The organism is Streptomyces durhamensis, from assembly GCF_000725475.1.
GTDB lineage: Bacteria > Actinomycetota > Actinomycetes > Streptomycetales > Streptomycetaceae > Streptomyces > Streptomyces filipinensis.
This window is the reverse complement of the sequence record NZ_JNXR01000019.1, coordinates 110,560-132,902: the sequence shown is the minus strand read 5'-3', so window position 1 is coordinate 132,902 and position 22,343 is coordinate 110,560. Positions and strand designations below refer to the sequence as shown.

The following is a 22,343-nucleotide window of genomic DNA, read 5'->3' as shown; positions in this document are numbered from 1 at the left end:
GCTCGTTCGACATGATCTGCAGACCCGGCCGGGCCAGCTCCGCACGCATCAGCAGCGCCATGACGCCACCGATCAGGAAGAACGCGAACGACGTGACCAAGTAGAGCGTTCCGATCGTCTTGTGATCGGTGCTGGTGAGCCACCGCACGGCCCGGATACCCCTGATGTCTCTGATCCTCTTCACACCCCGCCTGTGTCCGCGCCCGGCCCACCGGTCACACTCGGACGACGCGATGAGCATCACGGAAGAGGGGTGTGACGATCCGGGCCGTGCCGGACACGAACCGAACATGAGCAACGACGAGATCTTCGCCGCTGCCTACCGCGAGCACTACTGGGCGGTCAGCCGCTATGTCGCGCGGCGACTGCCCGGGCGGCTCGACGAGGTGGAGGAAGTGGTGGCGGAGGTGTTCACGGTCGCCTGGCGACGGCGGCGCGACCTGCCGGACGCGCCGCTGCCCTGGTTGTACGGGGTGGCCCGCAACTGCCTGGCGAACGCGGTACGCGGCTACGGTCGCAGGCGGCGGCTGGTGGACCGACTGGGCAACGACGAGGCCGCGCACGGCCGGCACATCATGGACAGCCCCGACACGGAGGGCCCCGGCGCCTGGGTGCACGAGGCGCTGGCCCGGCTGTCCCCGGCGGACCAGGAAGTGCTGCGCCTCGCGGCCTGGGAGGAACTGGGCACCGACGAGATCGCGGTCGCCCTGGGCTGCGGCACACGGGCGGCGGCCATGCGTCTGCACCGGGCACGCAACCGCCTCCGGGCCCAGATCGACCGTATAGGCCCCGCAACGGTGGCCGACCCGCCCCCGGTCGAGCAGCCGCCGGCCGACGGACGGCCCGACCCCGGGCACGCCGTGGCCACCGCCCGCGCGACGCCCGCCCGGGACCACCGTCACGGCCCGCGCCTGTCCTACCCCGCCGGCGTCCGGGGCGCACACCTCAGCGAGGACCACCGACATGCCTGACGAGCTCGAACTCCTGCGCCGCGCCGACCCGGTACCGGCCGACGGCCCCCACTTCGGCGACGGCCCCCTCGACCACGGCGCCGAGCGGCATCTGCAGCGCCTGCTGCGCGAGGAGGGCCCACGGCGCCGCGTCCGGCTGCTTCCGCGACCGCACGGCCGTACCCCCCGCGCCCGGCTGGTCTGGAGCATCGCCGCCACCGCCGTCGTCCTGGTGACCGTCCTCACCGCTCTGCTCGGTGGGGCGAGCACTCCGGCGGCCGTCGCCGCGCCGCGCCCACTGGCCGTCCACGCCCACTCCACGCCCGTGTCCCTGCGGGACATGACGGCCCTGGCCGACGCGGCCGCGGCGGACGGCGCGCCGGGCCTGCGCAAAGGGACGCACGTGCAGGTGTGGGCGCTCGGCATGAGCGACGACAAGCCGCCCGTCACGCTCCCCGAGGAACGTGTGGTGCGCTGGCGGGCGGACGCGAGCCACACCGAGCTCGTCGTGGCGACCGACCCGCGCAGTCCGGGCCGCCCCGTCCTCACCGACGAGGGCGGTGCGCCCCGCCTCGTGGCGGACGGCCATGTGCTGAGCCGGACCAGCTACCCGCCGAGCTGGAGCGACGCCCCGCCCGAGGCGCCCCCGCCGCACACCGCTGCGGCCCTGCGCGCCTACCTCACCGAGGTCGCCCGCCCCGGTGTCCACCGCGACCCGGCCGCGCTGAGCACCGCCGAACTCTTCGACGCCGTCGGGGAACTGCTCGACCACTGGACCCTCGGTGCCCGCGAGTCGGCCGCCCTCGTCCGGGTGTTCGCGCAGGCCCACGGGCTGCGGCCGGCCGGGCAGGTGACCGACCGGCTCGGCCGCCCCGGTCAGGCCTACGTGTACGACGCCGGCGCCGTCAGGCACATGCTCGTCCTGGAGCCGCGCACCGGCAGGGTCCTCGGGATGGAGGCCACCTTCCTCAGGCACGACCCCGAGTACGGCGTGAAGGCCGGGGACGTCATGGGATACAGCGCCTGGATGCGCTGATCACACCCCGAGCTGCCGGGCGGCGGCCTCGACGGTCTGCTCCAGCAGCGTGGCGATCGTCATGGGGCCCACACCGCCCGGCACCGGTGTGATCAGCGAGGCCCGCTCCACGGCGGAGTCGAAGTCGACGTCGCCGACGTTGCCCGGGTTGTAGCCGGCGTCGATCACGACCGCGCCGGGCTTGAGGTCCTGCCCGCGGATCAGCCGCGGCCGGCCCACCGCGGCGACCACGATGTCCGCCTCGCGGACCGCTGCCGACAGGTCCGCCGTCCGGGAGTGGCAGTACGTCACGGTCGCGTCCCGGGCCAGGAGCAGCATCCCCACCGGCTTGCCGAGGATCGCGCTGCGGCCCACGACCACGGCCCGCTTCCCGGCGGGGTCGATGCCGTACTCGTCCAGCAGCCGCACGATCCCGCCGGGCGTGCAGGAGACGAAGCCCGGCAGACCGAAGCTCATCGTGGCGAACGAGGCGAAGGTGACGCCGTCGACGTCCTTCTGCGGCGCGATCGCCTCGAACGCGGCCCGCTCGTCGATGTGCGCGCCGACCGGGTGCTGGAGCAGGATGCCGTGGACGGCCGGGTCACTCGACAACTCCCTCAGTGTGCCGATGAGTTCACCGGTGGTGGTGGCGGCGGGCAGGGACACGTGCCGGGACTCGATCCCGGCCTTGCGGCAGCGGCTCTGCTTCATGCGGACGTAGGTCACGGACGCCGGGTCCTCGCCGACGAGCACGGTGGCGAGACAGGGCGCGGTGCCGGTCCGCGCGGTGAGGTCGGCGGCCTTCTTCGCGGTGTCCTCGACGACACGGCGGGCGAGCGCGGTACCGTCCATGAGACGGGCCTGGGTCATGCTGCACACTCCTGAGCTGGATCGACTCTCTCGCCCAGGCGCGCGGCATCCACCACGGACCGCTCCCCGGTGGTACTCCACCTCAGCGCCAGTCACGGCCCGCGCACAGCCTAACCGAGCACACACGGGCGGCCGGTCGGGGGGACCGTGGCCGATCGCGCGTGCGCACGCGCACGGCACGGCCGCCGGGTGCGGGCCCGGCTCAGCGGAACCGGGTGCGCCGCGCTCGCGGCGCGCGCGGCAGCACAGGCCGCGGGCGACGGCGCGCGGCCCGCAGGGCCGCCCGAAGCAGAGCGGCGGACACCGGCCGACCCGCCGCGGAGGCCGGCGGCGGCCGGGGGCGGGCCCGGGGCATTCGCCCCAGGGCCGCGCGGGCCGAGAAGGTCCAGGTCAGCCGGGAGGTGACCTGGACCCTGGCGAATCTCCTTCCGGCGCCTGCCATGCCGGTGTGTGCGCCTACTCGTCCCAGGCCTGGATGATCAGCTGGCTGGTGATCTTGCCGTCCCGCAGGGTGACCATCGACTCGGCGAGGACACGGGTGCCGTCCCCGTACTGGCAGGACTCGGTGAACGCGGCGTGGTCGCCTTGTACGACGCACGCGTCCAGCTTGTGTGTCATGTCGCGGCGGTAGATGTCGTCCAGCAACTCGGCGATCTGACCCCGGCCGCGCAGGACGGTGGGGTGGCTGGGCTGGTGGTTGTGGTCGACGATGCGGATCTCCGCGTCGTCGGCGTAGAGCGACAGAAGGGAGTCCCCGGTGTTCCCTTCTATGCCCCGGCGCAGCGTCTCGGTGTCGAAGGCGGAACCCCTTGCGGTGCCCATGGTGACCTCCCTCGGGCGCCCGCGGCCCGGCGGGGCGCGGACCGGGCGGACCCCCACTCTTAGAGGCTCCTCCGGCCCGGCGGCCTCGGCAAGCGCAGACGCCCGGCCCCACCGCACCGGTACGCGGGCCGCCCAACCGCCGGTCCCGCCACCCGGCCACGGGCCTCGCGGCGGGCGCCCGGCCGTGCCCGGCCGCCGGCCCGTCACGGGCCTTGCGGCGGGCGCCCCGTCCCGCCCCGTCACGTGCCGTGCGCCCCGCCGTTCGGCCCCGACCGCAGCAGTGCCCAGTCGCGCGAGAGCACGAAGGCCGCGGCCGTACCGCCCGGGAGACAGTCCGGCAGCAGGCGCGTGAGCCCGTCTCCGGGGCCCAGCTCCAGCCAGGTGCGGACCCCCTCGCGGTGCAGCAGGCCCACGGCCTCGGCGAAGCGCAGCGGTGCGCGCCGCACCCAGAACTCCGGCTCGGCGGTCTCGGCGCCCACCGGGCGGGCCGTGACGTCGGAGAGCAGGGGGAGGCGCGGCGCACGCGGATGCAGGGTGGCGAGGGTACGGCCGTAGGCGTCGAGGATGCCGTCCGGGCGCGCGGAGCGCGGCCCGGCTGCCGGCGGGCCGCCCAGGAGGCGGGCCAGGGTGCCGACCGCGTGACAGGCCTCCGCCAGGGAGAACACACCCGCGGCGTACGCGGCGGCCATCCGCCCGGACGCCTGCCCGAACACCACGTCCGGCCGCATTCCCCAGCTGTGCAGCAACCGGTACTGCGCCACCTGGAGCGCGAAGACCGCCGGCCCGGCGAACGACTCCCGGTCCAGCAACGCGGCCGTGCGCGTGCCCTCGTCCGCGAACATCACGCATTCCAGCGGGAGTTCCAGATACGGATCGAGGCGCGCGCAGATGTCGTCCAGCGCCTCGGCGAACACCGGGAAGGCATCCCGGAGTTCACGACCCGTTCCGAGCCGGGGCGCGGCGCCGGCCGAGAACAGGAATGCGGTACGTCCGGTACGGCCGTCGACAGGCATGCCCCCATTGAGGCACGTCCGGGTCCGGCGCACACACCAGGCGAACTCCCGTACCCTGCAAAAAGATTGTCATCATAGAATGACGTTTTTTGGTCACATTCTTAAGTGATTCGAAAGTGTCGGTAAGAACGCGGTCGCCGCGCTGGGGCCGCAGGGCCGAGAACCCTGGTCCCGCCGGAGGCCGGAAAGATCCACGATCATCGTCGTGGTCCGTGCCGCTACCGATCGGTCGCGCGTAGGGTCGGCGGAGAAGGCAAACGAGGAAGGGGCCAGGCCATGGCGCAGGAAGTACGCGGCGTGATCGCACCGGGGAAGGACGAGCCCGTACGGGTCGAGACGATCGTGGTGCCGGATCCGGGCCCCGGCGAGGCCGTGGTGCGCGTCCAGGCCTGCGGTGTCTGCCATACCGACCTGCACTACAAGCAGGGCGGCATCTCCGACGACTTCCCCTTCCTGCTCGGCCACGAGGCCGCCGGTGTCGTGGAGTCGGTCGGCGAGGGCGTGACCGAGGTGGCACCCGGTGACTTCGTGATCCTCAACTGGCGTGCCGTGTGCGGGAACTGTCGCGCCTGTCTGCGCGGCCGCCCCTGGTACTGCTTCAACACGCACAACGCGAAGCAGAAGATGACCCTCGCCGCCACCGGGCAGGAGCTGTCCCCGGCCCTCGGTATCGGCGCGTTCGCCGAGAAGACTCTCGTCGCCGCCGGCCAGTGCACCAAGGTCGACCCGTCCGTCTCCCCGGCGGTCGCCGGCCTGCTCGGCTGCGGCGTCATGGCCGGTATCGGCGCGGCGATCAACACGGGAGGCGTCGGCCGCGGCGACTCCGTCGCGGTCATCGGCTGCGGCGGCGTCGGCGACGCGGCCATCGCCGGCTCGGCCCTCGCCGGCGCGGCGAAGATCATCGCCGTGGACATCGACGACCGCAAGCTGGACAAGGCCCGCACCCTGGGCGCCACCCACGCCGTCAACGCCGCCACGACCGACCCCGTCGAGGCGATCCGCGAGCTGACCGGAGGCTTCGGTGCCGACGTCGTCATCGAGGCCGTCGGCCGCCCCGAGACCTACCGGCAGGCCTTCTACGCCCGCGACCTCGCCGGCACGGTCGTCCTCGTCGGCGTCCCCACCCCCGAGATGAAGCTCGAACTGCCCCTGCTGGACGTCTTCGGACGCGGCGGCGCACTGAAGTCCTCCTGGTACGGCGACTGCCTGCCCTCCCGCGACTTCCCCCTGCTGATCGACCTGCACCTGCAGGGCCGGCTGCCGCTCGACGCGTTCGTCACCGAGACCATCCAACTGGACGAGGTGGAGAAGGCGTTCGAGCGGATGCACCACGGCGACGTGCTGCGTTCGGTGGTGGAGTTCTGATGACCGTACGCATCGAACGCCTCGTCACCTCAGGGCAGTTCACCCTCGACGGCGGCACCTGGGACGTCGAGAACAACGTGTGGATCGTCGGTGACGAGCGGGAGGTGGTCGTCATCGACGCCGCCCACGACGCCGAGGCCATCGCCCGCGCCGTCGACGACCGGCACCTGATCGCCATCGTGTGCACCCACGCCCACAACGACCACGTCAACGCCGCACCGGCACTCGCCGACCTCACCGGCGCCACCATCTGGCTGCACCCCGACGACCTGCCGCTGTGGAAGCAGACCCACCCCGACCGCGACCCCGACCGGCACCTGCTCGACGGCCAGGTCATCGAGGCCGCCGGCGCCGACCTGACCGTGCTCCACACCCCCGGCCACGCCCCCGGTGCCGTCTGCCTGTACGACCCCGGGCTCGGCACCGTCTTCACCGGGGACACTCTCTTCAAGGGCGGCCCGGGCGCCACCGGACGCTCCTACTCCCACTTCCCGACGATCATCGACTCCATCCGCGACCGGCTCCTCACCCTCCCCCCGGAGACCAAGGTCCTCACCGGTCACGGCGACGCCACCACCATCGGCGCCGAGGCACCTCACCTGGAGGAGTGGATCAGGCGCGGGCACTGAGGAACTCCCCGGCAATCCCGACAGGAGATGTCCGGCTTTCCCGCGACAGTGGTCGGCGACAGCAGCCGAGGCGCACGGGAGGCCGGACATGTCAGGACCGCTCAAGGACAAGGTGGCACTGGTCGCGGGGGCGACCCGGGGCGCCGGACGCGGCATCGCCGTGGAACTGGGCGCGGCCGGCGCCACCGTCTACGTCACCGGCCGCAGCACCCGTGAACGGCGCTCGGAGTACGACCGCCCCGAGACCGTCGAGGACACCGCCGACCTCGTCACCGCGGCCGGCGGGCAGGGCATCGCCGTACCGGCCGACCACCTGGACCAGGACGCCGTACGCGCCCTCGTGGACCGCATCGACGGCGAACAGGGCCGCCTGGACGTCCTCGTCAACGACATCTGGGGCGGCGAGAAACTCTTCGAGTGGAACACCCCCGTCTGGGAGCACGACCTGGACAACGGACTCAGACTGCTCCGGCTCGCCGTCGAGACACACGCCGTCACCAGCCACTTCGCGCTGCCGCTCCTGCTGCGCCGGCCCGGCGGCCTGGTCGTGGAGGTCACCGACGGCACCGCCGAGTACAACCGCGACACCTACCGCGTGAACTTCTTCTACGACCTCGCCAAGGCCTCCGTGCTGCGCATGGCCTTCGCCCTCGGCCACGAACTCGGCCCTCGCGGCGCCACCGCCGTCGCCCTCACGCCGGGCTGGCTGCGCTCGGAGCTGATGCTCGACGCGTACGGCGTCCGCGAGGACAACTGGCGCGACGCCCTCGCCCGCGAACCGCACTTCGCGATCTCCGAGACCCCGCACTTCACCGGCCGTGCCGTCGCCGCTCTCGCCGCCGACCCCGATGTGGCCCGCTTCAACGGGCAGTCCCTGTCCAGCGGCGGACTCGCCCGGGTGTACGGCTTCACCGACCTCGACGGCAGCCGGCCCGACGCCTGGCGGTACCTGGTCGAGGTCCAGGACGCGGGCAGGCCGGCGGACGTCACCGGATACCGGTGAGAGGACGCCCGAGGGCCCGTACGGGCACCCCACGGCCGATCCCCCCGCGTCGCCGGACACGGGGTACTCGTCACGGGCGCGGCTCGCGGCATCGGCGCCGCCGCCGCGAGAAGGCTCGCCGGGGAGGGCGGCCGGGCCCTGGCCGCCGAAGCCTCCCGTGGCGCTCACCCGCCCCCGCCCATCCCTTCGCGCAGCCGTCGCAGGAGTTCCCGGGCCGCCGGCGGCACGGGTCCCTCCGAGCGCCATGCCAGGGCCACCCGACCGCGGGCGCGGGCATCGGCCACGGGCAGTGTGCAAAGACCCGGCCGGGGGCCGAGACCAGGCACGACGGCGACCCCGAGGCCGCGGGCCGCCAGCCGGCACAGCGCGTCCGGGGTCGCCGCCTCGAACGCGATGTGCGGCCGGAAGCCCGCCTCCGTGCACAGTTGCTCCAGGACCCCGCGCACCCCGGTTCCGCGAGGCAGCCCGATCAACTGGTGCCCGCGCAGGGCCGCCGGAGGGAGCCCGTCGGCGCCGTCGTACTCGACGAACAGCGGGTGTCCGGGGACGGCCGCCGCCACCAGCGGCTCGTCGATCACCACGTGCAGACCGACGCCCGGCGGCGCGTCCCCGGCGATCCCGATCACGGCCAGGTCCAGCTCGCCCCGGCGCAGCGCGGCCAGCATCCGGTCCGAGGTGTCCTCGGTGAGGGTGACCTCCACCTGAGGGTGCGCGTCATGGAAGTCCGCCAGCCGCCCGGCCATGTCGAAGGCGTGCGTGAGGGTGCCGGGGACCAGCCCGACGGCGACCCGGCCGCGCAGCAGGCCCGTGTACTCCTCCACCGTCTGCCGCACCCCGTCGACGGCCGCGAGCGCGGCCCGCGCGTACGGCAGCACGGCCTCACCCACCTCCGTCGGTCGCACCGAGCGGCCCGAGCGGTCCAGCAGCGGCTGCCCCAACTCCCGCTCCAGCTGCCGCACCTGCGCGCTCAGCCCGGGCTGGGCCAGGTGCAACCGTTCGGCGGCCCGGGTGAATCCGGCCTCCTCCACCACTGCCACGAAGTACCGCAGCTGCCTCAACTCCATGCCCGACACCCCATAACCGATCATGCTAGATGCGAGACGCAGCGTGTCTTGGACTTCCGGGCGCCGCGCCAACACCCTGGAGTCATGGGGAAAGCAGCACACACCGCGGCGGACACCGCCATCACGGCCGCCGCCATCGCCGCCGAACGGCGAGAACTGGCCGATCTTCTCGACGCGCTGACGCCCGGGCAGTGGGACGCGCCCAGCCTGTGCGCGGGCTGGCGGGTGCGCGAGGTCGTCGCGCACATGTCGATGGGGTTCCGCCACCGGACCGGGCAGGTGCTGGTGGAACTGGTCAAGGCGCGCGGCAGCCTGCACCGCATGACCGACCGGCTCGCCCGCCGCGACGCCGCCGCCCACCCCGACACCGCACTCGCCGCCTTCCTGCGCACCCACGCCCACCACCCCTGGACGCCTCCGGTCGGCGGCCTCACCTCGGCCCTCGGCCACGACGTCGTGCACGGCCTGGATGTCACCGTCGCCCTCGGCCTGGACCGGGACATCCCCGAGGACCGGCTGCGGATCCTCCTCGACGCGATCGACCCGCGCGCCTTCCGGATCTTCGGCACCGACCTCAGCGGCGTCCGGCTGTGCGCGGACGACCTCGACTGGTCCTTCGGCTCCGGCGCGGCCCTGTACGGCCGCGGCCAGGACCTGCTGCTGGTCGCCTACGGCCGCAGGCTCCCCGCCGGCCGGCTGCGCGGTGACGAAGTTCACCGTTTCGTCACAGCCTGACCGGAACCACAACCCTTCGGCTGCCGCGCGGGTCTAGCAGTCCGAAATCGCGGGAATCGCGCAGGGAGGTACCCGGGGCAGTCCCTGGGCGACAAGGGGAGAAGAAGATGCAGATGGGGGACATACGCAGACGAGGTGTCGTCGCGCTCGGCGTCACGGGACTGGTGGCGCCGCTCACGCTCGCCCTGACCGCGGCACCGGCCCAGGCCGCGAGCTGCACCACGCAGACGGGGCCGTACCAGAAGCAGGTGGAGAAGTTCCTCGGCCGGCCCGTCGACGGCCGGCAGTCCGCCGGTGACTGCCGGGCCATCCAGGCCTTCCAGAACAAGCACGGCATCACGCCCGCCATCGGTTACGCGGGACCCGTCACCTGGGGCGTGATGGACCTCATGAACAAGCAGAAGGCGGTCGGGAACAACCCCAACAAGGACGGCGCGTGCCCGGTGAACAAGGGCCGGATCGCCTGTGTGAACCTCACGCTCCAGCTCAGCTGGGTCCAGGACGGCAGAAGGCTCGTCTACGGTCCCGTGCCCGTGCGCACCGGCCGCAAGGGCTACGCGACCCGCACCGGGCTGAAGAAGGTCTACTGGCGGGACATCGATCACGTCTCGACCGTCTACAACGTGCCGATGCCCTACAGCCAGTTCTTCGACGGCGGCCAGGCCTTCCACTCGGTGGGCCTGAGCATGTGGAACCCGCCGGGGTCGCACGGCTGCGTCAACATGACGACCAAGGACGCCAAGGCGTACTGGTCGCTGCTGAAGACGGGCGACGACGTCTTCGTCTACGGCCGTAAGCCGGGCACCTGAGCGGCCGTCCCGCCCGGGATCGGGGCCCCGCCGCGGGCGCGCGGCGGGGCTGTGTCGTTGCTCACCGTCCCCCGGCCCGGGGCTCCTGCCGGGTGAGGGCCCGGTGTGAACTCCCGCCCTGCACTTGACACGTTGACGTGATGAGCAACACGGTCCGGAATGTCCGTATCAGGTGTACTTACTCACAGCGCCTTCACGTCGATCGGCATATGCTTCACAGCATGTCCACCACTGTTGAAGCCGCCCCCGAGCGATCGGCCGCGGAGGTCAACGAGGAGATCAGGGCCCTGTGGCGCCGGTCCGGCGGGACACTGACCACCGAGCAGCGCGCTCAGTACCAGCGCCTCGTGATGGAGTGGGCCGCCGTGACCCCGCAGTCGCACCGGGCGGCCTGACCGGCCTCGCGCGGACCGCACCGCATTCGTCCAGGGCACCCGTGAGCGCACGGGTGCCCTTCTCATGACTCTTCCAGGCGGCCCCCTCCGCCGTCCTCTCGTCAGCCCCAGGTCGCCGAGTAGTACCGCTGATAGGCCTTGCGGTCCTGCTCCGCCCGGATGTAGCGGGTGGCGACCAGCGCGATCAGACTGCCCGCGATGACCAGCAGCCCGGGACCCACGTTCCGGGTGTCCGTCAGCCGCGCCAGCAGCGTCTGCCCCGTGGCGCCCGTCACCGGTGCCGAGGCACCGGGCGAGGCCGCGCTCGGCGCGACCGCGCCCTGCCCGGCCGGGGCGGACGGCGCGGGGGAGGCGGAGCCCTGTCCGGCGGCCCCGCCGGCGTTCTGCGCGGACACGAGGAGCTTGACGTTCAACGCCGCCATCGCCTTCGTCACCGGCTGGAAGAACGTCGTCCCGCCCGCCGTGCAGTCACCGCTGCCGCCCGAGGTGACCCCGAGCGCGATGCCGTCCGAGAACAGCGGCCCGCCGCTGTCCCCGGGTTCGGCGCACACATTGGTCTCGATGAGCCCGGTGACCGTCCCCTCGGGATAGTTGACCGTCGCGTTCAGCGCGGTGACCGTCCCGTCGTGCAGCCCGCTGGTGCTGCCGCTGCGGAACACCCGCTGCCCGACGGCCGCGTCGGCGGCCCCCGTGATCCGCACTCCGTTGCCGCCACCGATCGCGACGACGTCCGCACCGTCGCCGGCCTTGCCGGAGGCGTACTGCACGAGCGAGAAGTCATTGCCGGGGAAGGCACTGTTCACCGTCCGGCCCAGCTGCTGGTTGCCCTGGTTGTCGGCGAACCAGGTGGACCCCGCGGGGCCGCAGTGACCGGCCGTGAGGATGAAGTCGCTCTGCCCGTCGGTCACATTGAACCCGGCCGAGCAGCGACCACCGGTCGAGAGGATCGGCTGGGCACCGTTCAGCCGCGTGGTGAACGAACCCTTCGTACGCTCCATCCGCACGAAGCCGCCGATCCCCGCGGCGACATGACCCATCCGCGACCAGTCGCCGGCGGACACCGTGCTGTCCGCACGCACCACGACCCGGTTGGTGCGGTAGTCCACCGCCCACGCGGTGCCCGCCACACGCGGCGCCGCACGCAGCGCGGCCGTGGCCGACCTCAGTTCGTTCATGCTGTGCGACACGACCTTCGCCTCGGCCCCCGCGCGCCGTACCTCCCGCGCCGCCGCGTCGTCGGTCACCGCCACGACGGTCCGCCCGTCGGCGCCGATCCAGTTGCCCGCCGTCCGCGCCGTGCCGAGCCGCGCCACCAGCGCCGCGCCGGTGTCCGCGCCGCCGGTGGCCGAGGCGAACGGTCTGGCGGCCGGAGGCGTCTCGCTCGCCATGGCCGCCTGGGCGACCATCGCGCCCCCGAGAAGGAGTCCGCCGACCGCCGCCAGGCGTGTCACCCGCCTGACGATCCGTCGTCGTGCGTGCCGCATGCAGGGCTCCCGAAGCCGAACCGATACGCGCGCCGCGGTGGCGGACGGCGCGAGGCCCTCGGGTCGTCGAGGGCCCGCACCTCCATACGCGGCCCGCGCCCGCGGCGTTCAGCCACGGCGCCGATCCCTGCCCCCGGGTTCAGCCCTTGCGGGCCACCCCGCCGAACATCGCGACCTCCTCCGGCTCGGCCCCGTGGTCGTGCTCCGGGCGCCAGCGCGAGCAGGACACCACACCCGGCTGGAGCAGTTCGAGACCGTCGAAGAACCGGGTCACGTCCTCGGGGGTGCGCTGGGTCAGCTTCGGGGTGCCGTGTTCGTTCCAGAACTTCACGGCCTCGTCCACGTCCGGCATCGACGGATGGGTGACGGTGTGCGACAGCACCAGGTGGCTGCCCGCCGGCAGCCGGTCGGTCAACTCCCGCACGAGGCGGTACGGGTCCTCCTCGTCGCCGATGAAGATGACCACGCCGAGCAGCATCAGCGCCACCGGCTCACTGAAGTCCAGTGTCTTCGCCGCGTGTTCGAGGATCGCGTCGACGTTGCGCAGATCCTCGTCCAGATAGTCCGTACGGCCCTCGGGCGTGCTCGTCAGCAGGGCACGGGCGTGCGCGAGGACCAGCGGGTCGTTGTCGACGTACACGATCCGCGACTCCGGGGCGACACGCTGCGCCACCTCGTGCGTGTTGTCGGCGGTGGGCAGCCCGGTGCCGATGTCCAGGAACTGCCGGATGCCGACCTCACCGGCCAGGTGCCGTACGGCCCGGCCGAGGAACAGCCGGTCGGCGCGCGCGTACTCCCCGATGCCCGGGTGGAGTTGGCGGATCTGGTCGCCGGCCGCGCGGTCGACCTCGTAGTTGTCCTTGCCGCCGAGCCAGTAGTTCCAGATCCGGGCGGTGTGCGGCTGGCCGGTGTTGATGCGGGCGCGCAGCGACACGGCCACGTCGTCGGTGGCTGCCGGGTTGTCGGTCACGTGGGTCAGCTCCTGGATGCGGATGAGATGCCTGCCGAAGGGATACACCGTGCAAGACGCAATCTAGACGGCCGAGTTGATCTCCGCCGCGTCTCCCCGGTTTTCCGCCCGCGCCCGCTTTCGCCCCGGGCCCTATCGTGAGCCCCATGACCAGCATCCCGCACGACATTCCCGGCGAACCCGACCCGCTGCGCGCCCTCGGTCTGGAGCAGCTGCGCCGTCGTACGAGCATGAAATGGCGCACCTACCCCGAGGACGTGCTGCCGCTGTGGGTGGCCGAGATGGACGTACCGCTCGCCGGACCCGTGGTCCGCGCCGTGACCGACGCGCTCACCCTCGGCGACACCGGGTACCCGGCCGGCACCGCCTACGCCGAGGCGCTCGCCGCGTTCGCCGCCGCACGCTGGAAGTGGGACGGGCTCGATGTGCGGCGCACCGCGATCGTTCCGGACGTGATGCTCGGCGTGGTCGAGATGATCAAACTGGTCACCGGGCCCGGCGATCCCGTGATCGTCAACCCGCCGGTGTATCCGCCGTTCTTCCAGTTCGTCACCCACATGGACCGCCGGGTGGTCGAAGCCCCGCTCGGTGCGGATCTGCGCGTCGACCTGGCCGCACTGGAGGAGGCGTTCCGGCGGGCGACCACCGGTTCCGGCCGCGCCGCCTTCCTGCTGTGCAGCCCGCACAACCCCACCGGCACCGTCCACACCGCCGCTGAACTGGCCTCCGTCGCGGCGCTCGCCGAGCGGTACGGCGTCCGGGTCGTCGCGGACGAGATCCACGCCCCGCTCGTCGCCCCCGGCGTCCCCTTCGTGCCGTACCTGAGCGTGCCCGGAGCCGGACGCGGCCTGTCCCTGATGTCGGCCTCCAAGGGCTGGAACCTGGCCGGTCTCAAGGCCGCCGTCGCCGTCGCCGGACCCGAGGCCGCCGCCGACCTCGACCGGCTCCCCGAGGAGGTCGGCCACGGCCCCAGCCACATCGGCGTCATCGCCCACACGGCCGCCCTGCGCGAGGGCACCGGCTGGCTGGACGCCCTGCTCGCCGGGCTGCAGGCCAACCGGACCCTGCTCACCGGCCTGCTCGCCGAGCACCTGCCCGCGATCCGCCCGCAGCCCGCCGAGGCCACCTTTCTGGCCTGGCTCGACTGCCGCGCCCTCGGCCTCGGCGACGACCCCGCGCAGGTCTTCCTCGACCGCGGCCGCGTCGCCCTCAGCTCGGGCCTGCCCTTCGGCACCGGCGGCGCGGGGCACGTGCGGCTGAACCTGGCGACCCCGCCCGAGATCCTCACCGAGGGCGTACGGCGCATGGCGGCGGCCCTGAGCTGACCGGGCCGGTCCCGCAAGGCGGGCCGCCCCTAGACTGCCGGACATGGACGACACGCGGCTGGACCGGCTCGGCTCCGGCAAGTACCTGCTGGTGACCAGCTACCGCAAGAACGGCACCCCGGTCGCCACCCCCGTGTGGGTGGTCCGGGACGGTGCCGGCCTCGGCGTGTGGACGGCCGCCGACAGCTTCAAGGTCAAGCGGATCCGGCGCCGCCCCGACGTCCTCGTCGGCCCCTGCGACCTGCGCGGCAACCCGACCGGGGAGCAGCTGCCGGCCACCGCGGAGATCACCGACGCCGCCGGCACCGCCCGCTACCGCGACCTCATCGCCCGCAAGTACGGACTCGTCGGCGGCCTCACCCTGCTGGGCAGCAGGCTCCGGCGCGGCCTGGACGGCACGGTCGGCATCCGGGTGACCCTCGCCGAGTGAGGGCCACCCGGAACCGGTCCGCTACGAGGCGTCCCGCACGGATCCGGACAGCACCAGCCCGTCGGGGCGCGGCTCACCGGTCTGCATGTCGAGCTGCCGGAACCGCACCGACTCCGCCTGCTCCCGCACCCGGTCCGCGACCGTCGGCACGGTGATGTCGGCACTGGTCTGCCCCGCCGGGATGTCGGCCCACAGGGTGAGACCGCCGACCTTCGACAGGGGACGCTCCGGGTCGGCCTTCGCCCCGGCGGTCTCCTCCAGCCAGCGCGCCGGGACGTCCTTCGTGGACAGCTCGGGCGCGGTGGCTGGCGCCACCGCGAACAGCGCGCTCATGTCGACGTCGACCGCCTTGGACAGGGACAGCCGCCACTTCAGCGCATGCCCCTCCGTGACCCGGCCGGCGACCGGGGTGACGGTCATCGCCGGAGCGGGATCGTCGTCGTGGACGGTGACACCGCCCTGGTAGGAGCCGACGACCGCACCGTGGACCGCCTTGACCAGGACGTCGTACGACACGTCCGTGCCGTAGCGGGTGTTGCCCTTCACCTCGACCGGTACGTCGATGTCGTGGCCGCCGGGGTGCACCGTCACCAGCCGGTTCCTGGCCTTCCCGGTGGCCGGGTCGACGACGTACACCCGGACCTGTCCGCTGCCGCGGCCCGTCACCGAGACCGGAACGTGGTACGTGCGCACGCCGGAGTCGCCCTCGGCCACCGTCCTGCGGCCGAGGTCCACGCGGGGCAGCGCCGCCGCCCGTGCCGCGGGCGTCCCCGGCCGCCAGCCCCACGCGTCCATCAGCCAGGCCTGCCCGGACGCCGAACGCGCCGTCAGCTCCATGGACTTGACCGAGCCGAGCGCGAGCCCGGCACGGCCGGCCGCGGTCAGCGGCACCCGGAACTCGCGCGCCCAGTACGACGCGGTCCGCTCGCTTCCCGGCAGCCCGTCGGCACTGATGCCGCCCAGCTTCGCCGTACGGCCGGCGGAGTCGGTGAGGGACACGTCCAGTTTCGTGCCGCGCGAGTTCGGCGGCACGAACAGCCGCAGCGCCAGTGCCTTGGAGCCGGACAGCGACACGGGCCGCGCCAGGCTCACCCGCGCCGGGGCACCGCTGCGCGTCCAGTGCAGCGCGATCGCCTGCCGGCCGGTCTCCGGAGTGGTCGCCCACGGCGCGAAGTGCGGCGACGCGCCCTTCGCACGCGGGTCCAGACAGGCCTTCGCCGGGACGGCGGCCACCGCGTCGCACAGCCGGGCGCCGGTCACCGACACCCCGCCGTCCGGCAGGAACCCGGCACCCCGGCGCGCGCCCACCGCGTGGCTGAGCACACGCGCCGGGTCCGCCGACGGCGCCCGCTTCCCGGAGCCGTCCAGCAGCGGACGCACCCGGTCGTCCCCGGCGAGGAAGAGCCGGGCGGCGGCCGCGATGTACGTCGAACCGGCCCGGTGCTGCTGGTCGGCGGTGAGCCGGGTCGCCGCGTGCTTGCCGCACACCGGGTCCGGGTGCCGCGGGTCGTCGGAGAAGTCGTCCTCGGCGGGCGCCGCGGCCTGGCCCGGCGTCCACTCGGAGTTGAAGAAGTTGTGGTCGGCGCCGATGACGTACACGGCACTGTGCAACGCCCGGCCGTCGCCGACCGCGCGGGTGCCGTCGACGTACACCTCGCCCTCCAGGTCGGAGACGTCACCGTCGCAGCCGGGCAGGATCGTCACGGACGGTACGTCGGGCACCGGGTTCTGACCGAAGACGGTGGGGCCGATGAGGACCATGCCGCGGACGGTCCAGCGGACCGGTCCGTGGTAGCCGTCCTGGTCGGCGGGCGGCGGGTAAAGGCTGTCCAGGGCCGCCCGGTTGACGCCCTCGCCGCCGCGGGAGTGGCCGACGAGCAGCACACGGGACAGGTCGGCGCGGGCGGAGTGGCGTACGACGGGCGGGGCGGTCTCGGGGTGCGCGGCCCAGTCGGCCCACCGGGCCAGGTGCAGCCTCACCAGCGAGGAGCGGGCCTGGGCGCCGCCGTCCTCGGCCGCGTGGTCCTGGCCGTTGATGCCGTTGGCGGAGATCGAGACGGTCACATAGCCCTGCGAGGCGAGGAGTTTCTGGTCCCGCAGGTAGCCGCGGTGGCTCGGCACGGGCCGCGTGCCGGCCTTGCACGGCCAGTCGCCGGTGATGTCCTGGCCCTTGTAGCAGGTGAAGTGGCGGCCGTGCAGGAACAGCGCCAGCGGACGTCTGCCCGGGGCGCCGACCGGGGCGACGACCACCCCACGCATCTCCACCGGCGCGGAAAGCCCCGGAAGTTTCACCGACTTCAGGCTGTACTCACCGGTCGTCGTCCGGTACGCACCGGGCTTGCCCGGATCGACCGCGTTCGCGGGCAGCGGGGCCGGCGGCCGGGCCGCGGCCACGGCCCCGGCGGCGCGCGGCGCGTCCAGCCGCCGCCCGCCGGACCACACCTGCAGGCCCCGCAGCCGGGGCGACACGCCGGCCCGGTGCCCGTCCAGCGGGAGCCGGAAGGTGTGCCCGTCCGCGTCGGGCCGCGGCATTCCCAACAGGCGTCCACCCGACCGGAATTCGACCCGGGCGTCACCCATCGGCACCGGCCGGTCCGACCGCCACACCAGCTGCGGCGGCGCCGCCCGGCCGCCGGCGAGCCGCCATCCCGGCGGCAGCGTCCCGTCCTCAGGGACAGCCGACGTGCCTGCCTGCGACCGTGGTTGAACCTGAGCGACTGCCGCCCCTGGGGACGCCCCCGCCACCGCGAGCAACGCGGCGGCGGTCACCCATATGCGCCGGGCATGGACCACTGTTCCTCCTTCAGCCCCCGACCTCGGGCGTCCCGACCGTCCCGGGAGCCCCTCGCCTCCGGAGGACGGAAGGCGGCGGCTGTGGGTTGCCTGTGGAGGAAGAGTGATCGTTCACATGATGTGACCAGGCCAACGGCGGTCTGCGCACGGCCAGTTGCGCGACGGACCGCCCGGCGGCGGACGCGGTCGCACCCGCCCGGCCGTCGGGGCCGGCATCACGGCGAAGCGCGCGACGGCGGCACACCGCCCTGCCGCCGGTCAGCGGCCCGGGGAACGGTCCACCGGGGCATGGCCCGCCCCGGCGGAAGGCCAAGCCGGCGGGCATCGGCCGGCCCGCCCCACAGGGGCCGGCGATTCGGCACACGGGAGGTGCCGGAGACAGGCCCCGGCCGGTGGAGGGGAGCCGCCGGCGGGCCCCGGCCACGGTCATCACCGCGCGCGGAGTCGTAGCCGACCGCACGCCGGTGGCGTACGGCTCGCCCGGTGCCCGCCTCGGCCGCCTGGCGCCGTCAGGTCCAGGCGCTCCGGTACGACTCGTCCAGCAGCTGGAAGACCGGCTCGCCACGCACCGGATCCTGGGCGGTGGACAGCCGGACCCGGTCACCGCTGTGGATGCCGACCGGCGGACCCATGACCCGGCCCCGTACGACGAATCCCTCGGCCATCTCTATCAGCGAGACATTGCGGGCCGCGGGCGTGTTGCGGTGCACCACGGTGGAGTGCCGGACCGTCCCGACGCCCTCGCTGCGCTCCGTGCACAGCTCGCTGCCCTGGCACACCGGACACAGCAGCCGGTGGTACATCGCGGTACCGCACCAGGTGCACCGCTGGAAGACGATGGCGTCCCTGGAGTCCGCGGAGACGGGATCGAGCACCCCCGCCGCGGAGCCGGCCGCCGGATGCGAAGCGTTTGCTGAGTGGTGGTACACGCTGGTCAACTCCCTGCGCTCGGCCGGAATCCCGCGTGTCCGGCGCGCACCGGGCACACGCGTGCGCGGTGGCCGTGCCGCCGTGCACGCCGACAGAGTATGGCACTGAGTGTCACTCGTAAAGGCACTCCGTACCCCTTTTTGGCGAGCGTGAGCCTCGTCAGCAGCGACCGAGCGCCGTCTCCAGCTCCTGCACCACCCGCCACAGCGGGGCGTCCCGGCGGGAGACCAGCACCACCACGTCCTCGGCGGGGCCCGCCGGTTCGCCGGCCGCCACCGCGGCGGCCCGGACGGGCGCCGCGGCGGGCTCGGTGCCGCGCCCGAACGCCTTCTGCACGTACCCCAGCGCATGGTCGACCGCCGCGCCCGCGTCACCCAGGCCGTCCGAACGCAGCCAGGAGCGCAGCGCGTTGTTGTGCGCGGCGACCACCGCGGCCGCGACGACGTCGGCCCTCAGCGTGCCCTCGGGCCGCCCCGCGAACCGCCCGCGCAGGTACTCGGCGAGCGCGCGCTCGTAGCGCCACACCACCGACAGTTCGTAGGCGCGCAGGCCCGGCACCTGCTTGGTGAGGCGGTAGCGCTGCACGGAGAAGGTGGGGTTCTCCGCGTACATCCCGAGCACCAGGCGGGCCGCGTCGCACACCCGCCGCACCGGTTCGTGCTCCTCGCCGCCCGCGGCCAGGAAGGCGGTCATGTCGGCCAGACAGCGCTCGTGGTCGGGGAAGACCACGTCCTCCTTGGAGGGGAAGTAGCGGAAGAACGAACGCCGGCCGACCCCGGCGAGGGCCACGATGTCGTCCACGGTGGTCTGCTCGTACCCGCGTTCCAGGAAGAGCTGGAAGGCCGCCGCGACGAGGGCCTCCCGCATCGGCGGCTTCGCGGCCGGCGCCGCGCTGCTGGAGCTCATGGAGGGGAACGTAGCACCCGGACGAGCTGGGTGACACTGAGTGCAGCCTGAGTGGGCTTATGGGGGAACTGAGTGCTTTGGTGGCCGCCCCGGGGCGACCCGTCGGTGGGGGCCTCGCCCGCCTTCGCGCCGGGGAACGGTGGGCGGCGGGTCTCTGACACGGCAGCGGGGACCCCGCCCGATATCGCCGCGCGCTCTGAGACGTAACCTTTCTTCACCGTGCCGGGACCGGTCCGCGCCGGCAGGCGGCCCCGCCTCCCGGCCCCGGACGGCCGGCCGCCCCGACACCGGCGCACCGCCCGAGGAGACGCCCCATGCCCGCCGCCCGCCCCCGCCTGCTCTACGTCACCGACCTGGCGTACGAGGCCCGCGGGCGCCGCTACTGCGACGAGGACATCTTCCTCACCTCCCGGCTGCGCGACCGCTTCGACCTCGCCCTGTGCCATCCGCGGGACGCCGTGGCGCTGCTGGACGGGTTCGACGCCGTGGTCGTCCGCAACAGCGGCCCCGTCCTCGGCCACCAGAGCGCGTACGACGCCTTCCGCACGCGGGCGCTCGGCACCGGCACGCGCGTGTACAACCCGCTCACCGGCAAGGCGGACATGGCCGGCAAGCAGTACCTGCTCGATCTGAGCGCCGCCGGCTTCCCCGTCATCCCGACGGTCGGCCGCGCCGAGGACCTGCACCTGCTGCCGGCCGCCGAGCGGTACGTCGTCAAGCCGATGCTCGGCGCGGACTCCCTCGGCCTCCGGATCGTCCCCGCCGACCGGGTCGCCGCGCTCGCCACCGGGCAGGTGCTGATCCAGCCCTGCGTCGACTTCGTCCACGAGGTGTCCTTCTACTTCGTCGACGACGACTTCCAGTACGCCCTGTACGCCCCGGACCCGGAGCGCCGCTGGGAGCTCGAACCCTATGCGGCCACCGCCGCCGACCTGGAGTTCGCGCGCCGTTTCATCGACTGGAACGACCTCGGCACCGGCATCCAGCGCGTCGACGCCTGCCGCACCCGCGACGGCGGCCTCCTGCTGGTCGAACTGGAGGACCTGAACCCCTACTTGTCCCTCCAGGCCCTGCCGGAGGAGGCCAGGGAAGCCTTCGTCACCGCGTTCACGGCGTCTTTGAGCCGGTTCGTGCAGGGGGCGCTCAGCCCAGCCTGACGGTGACCCGCCGGTGGCCCGGCCGTACCCGTCGGGTCGCCGAAGGCCGACGAGCCGGCTCCTGAACGGGGCCGCCGTGCGGGCCGTATCTGAGCACGGGGAGCTCGTCAGTCCCGTCCGCACGGGACGGAAGGAGAGCCAGGTGCCGACACCGCCCGATCCTCGACGGCCGCACCCCGGACCGGTCCTGGAACCCGTCCGGGTCCTGCGGACCCGCCGCTTCGACGGCCTCGCGGAGCTGATGCGCGAGATGGAGACAGCCCCGGCGCGGACAGCGCACACCGAGGAGGCGGAGACCCAGGAGCTGCCGCCCGTACCGCCCGCCACCGCCCCTCCTCGCGCCGTCGGCCCGCGCCGCGGGGTGCGCCCACCGGTCGTCGCCGGTGCCGTGGCCGCCGCCGCCCTCCTCGGCTTCGGCTGCGCCCTGCTGCTCCCCGCCGCCCAGGAGGCCGCCGCGACCGCGCGGCCGTCCCGGCCGGCGACCACCGCGGCACCGCCCGCCACCACGCCGGCGACGGCCCCCACCCCGTCCCTCGCGCCCACCGCCGCCGCCACCGCCGATCCGGACGGCCCCGGCACCCTACGCCAGGGCGACACCGGCCCCGAGGTCACCGACCTGCAGCAGCGCCTGCTGCGCGTCCCGGACGTCTACCGCGACGGCTCCACGAGCGGCACCTATGACGCCACCCTCACCGCGGCCGTGGCCCGCTTCCAGCTCTGGTACGGCATCAGCGGTGACGAGACCGGGGTCTATGGCGACGACACGCGCCGCGCGCTTGAGTCGCGCACCGGCTCCGGCGACGATGCGTGAGCGGCACGCGGGGAACACCGGGGAGGCGCGGGCCTCACCCGGGCCTCCCCGGGTGAGCCCAGCGGCGGGCAGGAGCGGCGGACGGGAGCGCGGTCGATGACGGACGTGGGCGGTACGGCGAGCGGCGGCAGGGCGGACGGCAGGGCGGACGCGGACGATGGCGCCGGCACGGTGAGCGGCGGTCCGAAGGACGGCGGGGCCGGTACGGCCGGCATGGACGGCTTCTTCAGCCGGCTGGACCCCGACATGTGCGTGGTCACCGCCATGGCCGACGGCGAGCGGGCGGGGTGCCTGGTCGGCTTCGCCTCGCAGTGCTCCATCCGGCCGCCCCGGTTCACCGTCTGGCTGTCCAAGGCCAACCACACCTACCGGGTCGCCCGGGCCGCACAGCACCTCGCCGTCCACCTGCTCACCCGTGACCAGCGGGACCTCGCGGAACTCTTCGGCGGCAGGACCGGCGACGAGACCGACAAGTTCGCGCACCTGGCCTGGGCCGAGGGGCACGGCGGCGCGGTGGTCCTGCGGGACGCGGCGGCCTGGTTCGTGGGCACCATCCTGCACCGCACCGACGGCGGCGACCATGTCGGCTTCGTCCTGGACCCGGTGGAATGGGGCCGGGGGCGGGAGGGGCCGCTGTTGCGGCTGTCCGACGCGGCCGGTATCGCCGCCGGTCACCCCGTGGACTGAGCGGATTCGAACGCCGGGCAACACTTCAGGAAAGTCACCTGCGGGCGCGGCGGGCCGGCCCCAGGCTGGTCAGCCCGCGGCCGACGGTCGCGTGCTCCGCCGCACCACGACCGAAGGCCAGCCCCATGACCGGCTCCCGCATCCCGGGCCTGCTCGTGCCCGCTGTCTTCCTGCTGGCCC

Annotated in this window: 21 protein-coding genes, 2 pseudogenes and 1 riboswitch; of the genes and pseudogenes, 13 read left to right on the top strand and 10 right to left on the bottom strand. The window is 73.7% G+C overall.

The genetic code is table 11. From position 1 onward, the window contains the following. Window positions 1-184, bottom strand: a pseudogene (locus IO33_RS47825) (aa3-type cytochrome oxidase subunit I); the annotation flags it as partial. A gap of 106 nt (window positions 185-290) precedes the next feature. Between IO33_RS47825 and IO33_RS0128340 the strand changes: the two are divergent. Together IO33_RS0128340 and IO33_RS0128335 are read left to right on the top strand one after the other, a co-directional pair. Continuing rightward, window positions 291-803 (top strand): annotated as a pseudogene (locus IO33_RS0128340) (RNA polymerase sigma factor); the annotation flags it as partial. Window positions 804-963: 160 nt separating this feature from the next. Further along, entirely contained in the window at window positions 964-1,986 is a 1,023-nt protein-coding gene (locus IO33_RS0128335) for a CU044_5270 family protein (RefSeq protein ID WP_031170072.1), read from the top strand. Here the strand turns inward: IO33_RS0128335 and IO33_RS0128330 are convergent, their stop codons facing one another. From IO33_RS0128330 to IO33_RS0128320, 3 genes are all read right to left on the bottom strand, one after another. Continuing rightward, window positions 1,987-2,835, bottom strand: coding sequence for a bifunctional 5,10-methylenetetrahydrofolate dehydrogenase/5,10-methenyltetrahydrofolate cyclohydrolase (locus IO33_RS0128330; RefSeq protein ID WP_031170069.1), 849 nt, complete (start codon window positions 2,833-2,835; stop codon window positions 1,987-1,989). Window positions 2,836-2,860: 25 nt separating this feature from the next. Further along, a riboswitch (ZMP/ZTP riboswitch) is annotated at window positions 2,861-2,941 on the bottom strand. A 350-nt stretch (window positions 2,942-3,291) separates the two neighbouring features. Further along, on the bottom strand, window positions 3,292-3,657 hold the full coding sequence (locus IO33_RS0128325) for a nuclear transport factor 2 family protein (protein WP_031170067.1): 366 nt from the start codon (window positions 3,655-3,657) through the stop codon (window positions 3,292-3,294). A gap of 239 nt (window positions 3,658-3,896) precedes the next feature. Next, complete coding sequence (locus tag IO33_RS0128320) at window positions 3,897-4,670, bottom strand: acyltransferase domain-containing protein (RefSeq protein ID WP_051927005.1); 774 nt, start codon at window positions 4,668-4,670, stop codon at window positions 3,897-3,899. A gap of 276 nt (window positions 4,671-4,946) precedes the next feature. Here IO33_RS0128320 and IO33_RS0128315 point away from each other — a divergent pair, with 276 nt between their 5' ends. The 3 genes from IO33_RS0128315 to IO33_RS0128305 all read left to right on the top strand — a co-directional run bounded on the left by IO33_RS0128315 (window position 4,947) and on the right by IO33_RS0128305 (window position 7,667). Next, on the top strand, window positions 4,947-6,035 hold the full coding sequence (locus tag IO33_RS0128315) for an S-(hydroxymethyl)mycothiol dehydrogenase (protein WP_031170063.1): 1,089 nt from the start codon (window positions 4,947-4,949) through the stop codon (window positions 6,033-6,035). Then, complete coding sequence (locus tag IO33_RS0128310; protein ID WP_031170060.1) at window positions 6,035-6,664, top strand: MBL fold metallo-hydrolase; 630 nt, start codon at window positions 6,035-6,037, stop codon at window positions 6,662-6,664. The genes IO33_RS0128315 and IO33_RS0128310 overlap by 1 nt, the downstream gene beginning before the upstream one ends. A gap of 88 nt (window positions 6,665-6,752) precedes the next feature. Continuing rightward, window positions 6,753-7,667 carry an SDR family oxidoreductase gene (locus IO33_RS0128305; RefSeq protein ID WP_031170058.1) on the top strand — a complete coding sequence of 305 codons (915 nt, stop codon included), beginning with the start codon at window positions 6,753-6,755 and terminating at the stop codon, window positions 7,665-7,667. Between the two features lie 164 nt (window positions 7,668-7,831). On the opposite strand, the gene IO33_RS0128300 is transcribed toward IO33_RS0128305, so the two are convergent. Beyond that, window positions 7,832-8,731 carry a LysR family transcriptional regulator gene (locus IO33_RS0128300; RefSeq protein WP_031170056.1) on the bottom strand — a complete coding sequence of 300 codons (900 nt, stop codon included), beginning with the start codon at window positions 8,729-8,731 and terminating at the stop codon, window positions 7,832-7,834. Between the two features lie 84 nt (window positions 8,732-8,815). On the opposite strand from IO33_RS0128300, the gene IO33_RS0128295 reads away from it, so the two are divergent. The 3 genes from IO33_RS0128295 to IO33_RS0128285 all read left to right on the top strand — a co-directional run bounded on the left by IO33_RS0128295 (window position 8,816) and on the right by IO33_RS0128285 (window position 10,670). Continuing rightward, the gene (locus IO33_RS0128295; RefSeq protein WP_051927004.1) at window positions 8,816-9,466 is read left to right on the top strand and encodes a maleylpyruvate isomerase family mycothiol-dependent enzyme; all 651 of its coding nucleotides are present in this window, start codon (window positions 8,816-8,818) and stop codon (window positions 9,464-9,466) included. Between the two features lie 113 nt (window positions 9,467-9,579). Continuing rightward, window positions 9,580-10,275, top strand: a complete 696-nt coding sequence (locus IO33_RS0128290) for a L,D-transpeptidase family protein (RefSeq protein WP_031170053.1) — start codon at window positions 9,580-9,582, stop codon at window positions 10,273-10,275. Window positions 10,276-10,484: 209 nt separating this feature from the next. Beyond that, window positions 10,485-10,670: a hypothetical protein gene (locus tag IO33_RS0128285; protein ID WP_031170052.1), complete on the top strand. Its 186-nt coding sequence runs from the start codon at window positions 10,485-10,487 to the stop codon at window positions 10,668-10,670. Between the two features lie 101 nt (window positions 10,671-10,771). On the opposite strand, the gene IO33_RS0128280 is transcribed toward IO33_RS0128285, so the two are convergent. Both IO33_RS0128280 and IO33_RS0128275 read right to left on the bottom strand, forming a co-directional pair. Then, on the bottom strand, window positions 10,772-12,154 hold the full coding sequence (locus IO33_RS0128280; protein WP_031170051.1) for a S1 family peptidase: 1,383 nt from the start codon (window positions 12,152-12,154) through the stop codon (window positions 10,772-10,774). 139 nt (window positions 12,155-12,293) lie between these two features. Continuing rightward, window positions 12,294-13,124, bottom strand: a complete 831-nt coding sequence (locus IO33_RS0128275; protein WP_031170049.1) for an SAM-dependent methyltransferase — start codon at window positions 13,122-13,124, stop codon at window positions 12,294-12,296. Between the two features lie 146 nt (window positions 13,125-13,270). On the opposite strand from IO33_RS0128275, the gene IO33_RS0128270 reads away from it, so the two are divergent. After that, entirely contained in the window at window positions 13,271-14,449 is a 1,179-nt protein-coding gene (locus IO33_RS0128270) for a MalY/PatB family protein (RefSeq protein WP_031170047.1), read from the top strand. A 43-nt stretch (window positions 14,450-14,492) separates the two neighbouring features. Next, window positions 14,493-14,879, top strand: a complete 387-nt coding sequence (locus IO33_RS0128265; protein ID WP_031170045.1) for a PPOX class F420-dependent oxidoreductase — start codon at window positions 14,493-14,495, stop codon at window positions 14,877-14,879. A gap of 21 nt (window positions 14,880-14,900) precedes the next feature. On the opposite strand, the gene IO33_RS0128260 is transcribed toward IO33_RS0128265, so the two are convergent. The 3 genes from IO33_RS0128260 to IO33_RS0128250 all read right to left on the bottom strand — a co-directional run bounded on the left by IO33_RS0128260 (window position 14,901) and on the right by IO33_RS0128250 (window position 19,508). Beyond that, entirely contained in the window at window positions 14,901-17,672 is a 2,772-nt protein-coding gene (locus tag IO33_RS0128260) for a hypothetical protein (protein WP_031170042.1), read from the bottom strand. Between the two features lie 509 nt (window positions 17,673-18,181). After that, window positions 18,182-18,601, bottom strand: coding sequence for a Zn-ribbon domain-containing OB-fold protein (locus IO33_RS0128255; protein ID WP_031170040.1), 420 nt, complete (start codon window positions 18,599-18,601; stop codon window positions 18,182-18,184). Window positions 18,602-18,761: 160 nt separating this feature from the next. Continuing rightward, entirely contained in the window at window positions 18,762-19,508 is a 747-nt protein-coding gene (locus IO33_RS0128250) for a TetR family transcriptional regulator (protein ID WP_031170038.1), read from the bottom strand. A 314-nt stretch (window positions 19,509-19,822) separates the two neighbouring features. Here IO33_RS0128250 and IO33_RS0128245 point away from each other — a divergent pair, with 314 nt between their 5' ends. From IO33_RS0128245 to IO33_RS0128235, 3 genes are all read left to right on the top strand, one after another. Continuing rightward, window positions 19,823-20,665 (top strand): ATP-grasp domain-containing protein, encoded by an 843-nt coding sequence (locus tag IO33_RS0128245; protein ID WP_031170037.1) that lies wholly within the window; start codon window positions 19,823-19,825, stop codon window positions 20,663-20,665. A gap of 142 nt (window positions 20,666-20,807) precedes the next feature. After that, window positions 20,808-21,476 carry a peptidoglycan-binding domain-containing protein gene (locus IO33_RS0128240; RefSeq protein WP_031170035.1) on the top strand — a complete coding sequence of 223 codons (669 nt, stop codon included), beginning with the start codon at window positions 20,808-20,810 and terminating at the stop codon, window positions 21,474-21,476. A 213-nt stretch (window positions 21,477-21,689) separates the two neighbouring features. Continuing rightward, entirely contained in the window at window positions 21,690-22,163 is a 474-nt protein-coding gene (locus IO33_RS0128235; protein WP_031170033.1) for a flavin reductase family protein, read from the top strand. Window positions 22,164-22,343 lie beyond the last annotated feature (180 nt).

Bases quoted from the DNA above. Each gene is read 5' to 3' on its own strand.
- IO33_RS0128250 (WP_031170038.1), bottom strand. From the start codon at position 19,508: ATGAGCTCCAGCAGCGCGGCGCCGGCCGCGAAGCCGCCGATGCGGGAG.
- IO33_RS0128305 (WP_031170058.1), top strand. From the start codon at position 6,753: ATGTCAGGACCGCTCAAGGACAAGGTGGCACTGGTCGCGGGGGCGACC.
- IO33_RS0128320 (WP_051927005.1), bottom strand. From the start codon at position 4,670: ATGCCTGTCGACGGCCGTACCGGACGTACCGCATTCCTGTTCTCGGCC.
- IO33_RS0128280 (WP_031170051.1), bottom strand. From the start codon at position 12,154: ATGCGGCACGCACGACGACGGATCGTCAGGCGGGTGACACGCCTGGCG.
- IO33_RS0128290 (WP_031170053.1), top strand. From the start codon at position 9,580: ATGGGGGACATACGCAGACGAGGTGTCGTCGCGCTCGGCGTCACGGGA.
- IO33_RS0128335 (WP_031170072.1), top strand. From the start codon at position 964: ATGCCTGACGAGCTCGAACTCCTGCGCCGCGCCGACCCGGTACCGGCC.
- IO33_RS0128325 (WP_031170067.1), bottom strand. From the start codon at position 3,657: ATGGGCACCGCAAGGGGTTCCGCCTTCGACACCGAGACGCTGCGCCGG.
- IO33_RS0128270 (WP_031170047.1), top strand. From the start codon at position 13,271: ATGACCAGCATCCCGCACGACATTCCCGGCGAACCCGACCCGCTGCGC.
- IO33_RS0128300 (WP_031170056.1), bottom strand. From the start codon at position 8,731: ATGGAGTTGAGGCAGCTGCGGTACTTCGTGGCAGTGGTGGAGGAGGCC.
- IO33_RS0128265 (WP_031170045.1), top strand. From the start codon at position 14,493: ATGGACGACACGCGGCTGGACCGGCTCGGCTCCGGCAAGTACCTGCTG.
- IO33_RS0128235 (WP_031170033.1), top strand. From the start codon at position 21,690: ATGGACGGCTTCTTCAGCCGGCTGGACCCCGACATGTGCGTGGTCACC.
- IO33_RS0128315 (WP_031170063.1), top strand. From the start codon at position 4,947: ATGGCGCAGGAAGTACGCGGCGTGATCGCACCGGGGAAGGACGAGCCC.
- IO33_RS0128245 (WP_031170037.1), top strand. From the start codon at position 19,823: ATGCCCGCCGCCCGCCCCCGCCTGCTCTACGTCACCGACCTGGCGTAC.
- IO33_RS0128330 (WP_031170069.1), bottom strand. From the start codon at position 2,835: ATGACCCAGGCCCGTCTCATGGACGGTACCGCGCTCGCCCGCCGTGTC.
- IO33_RS0128310 (WP_031170060.1), top strand. From the start codon at position 6,035: ATGACCGTACGCATCGAACGCCTCGTCACCTCAGGGCAGTTCACCCTC.
- IO33_RS0128285 (WP_031170052.1), top strand. From the start codon at position 10,485: ATGCTTCACAGCATGTCCACCACTGTTGAAGCCGCCCCCGAGCGATCG.
- IO33_RS0128295 (WP_051927004.1), top strand. From the start codon at position 8,816: ATGGGGAAAGCAGCACACACCGCGGCGGACACCGCCATCACGGCCGCC.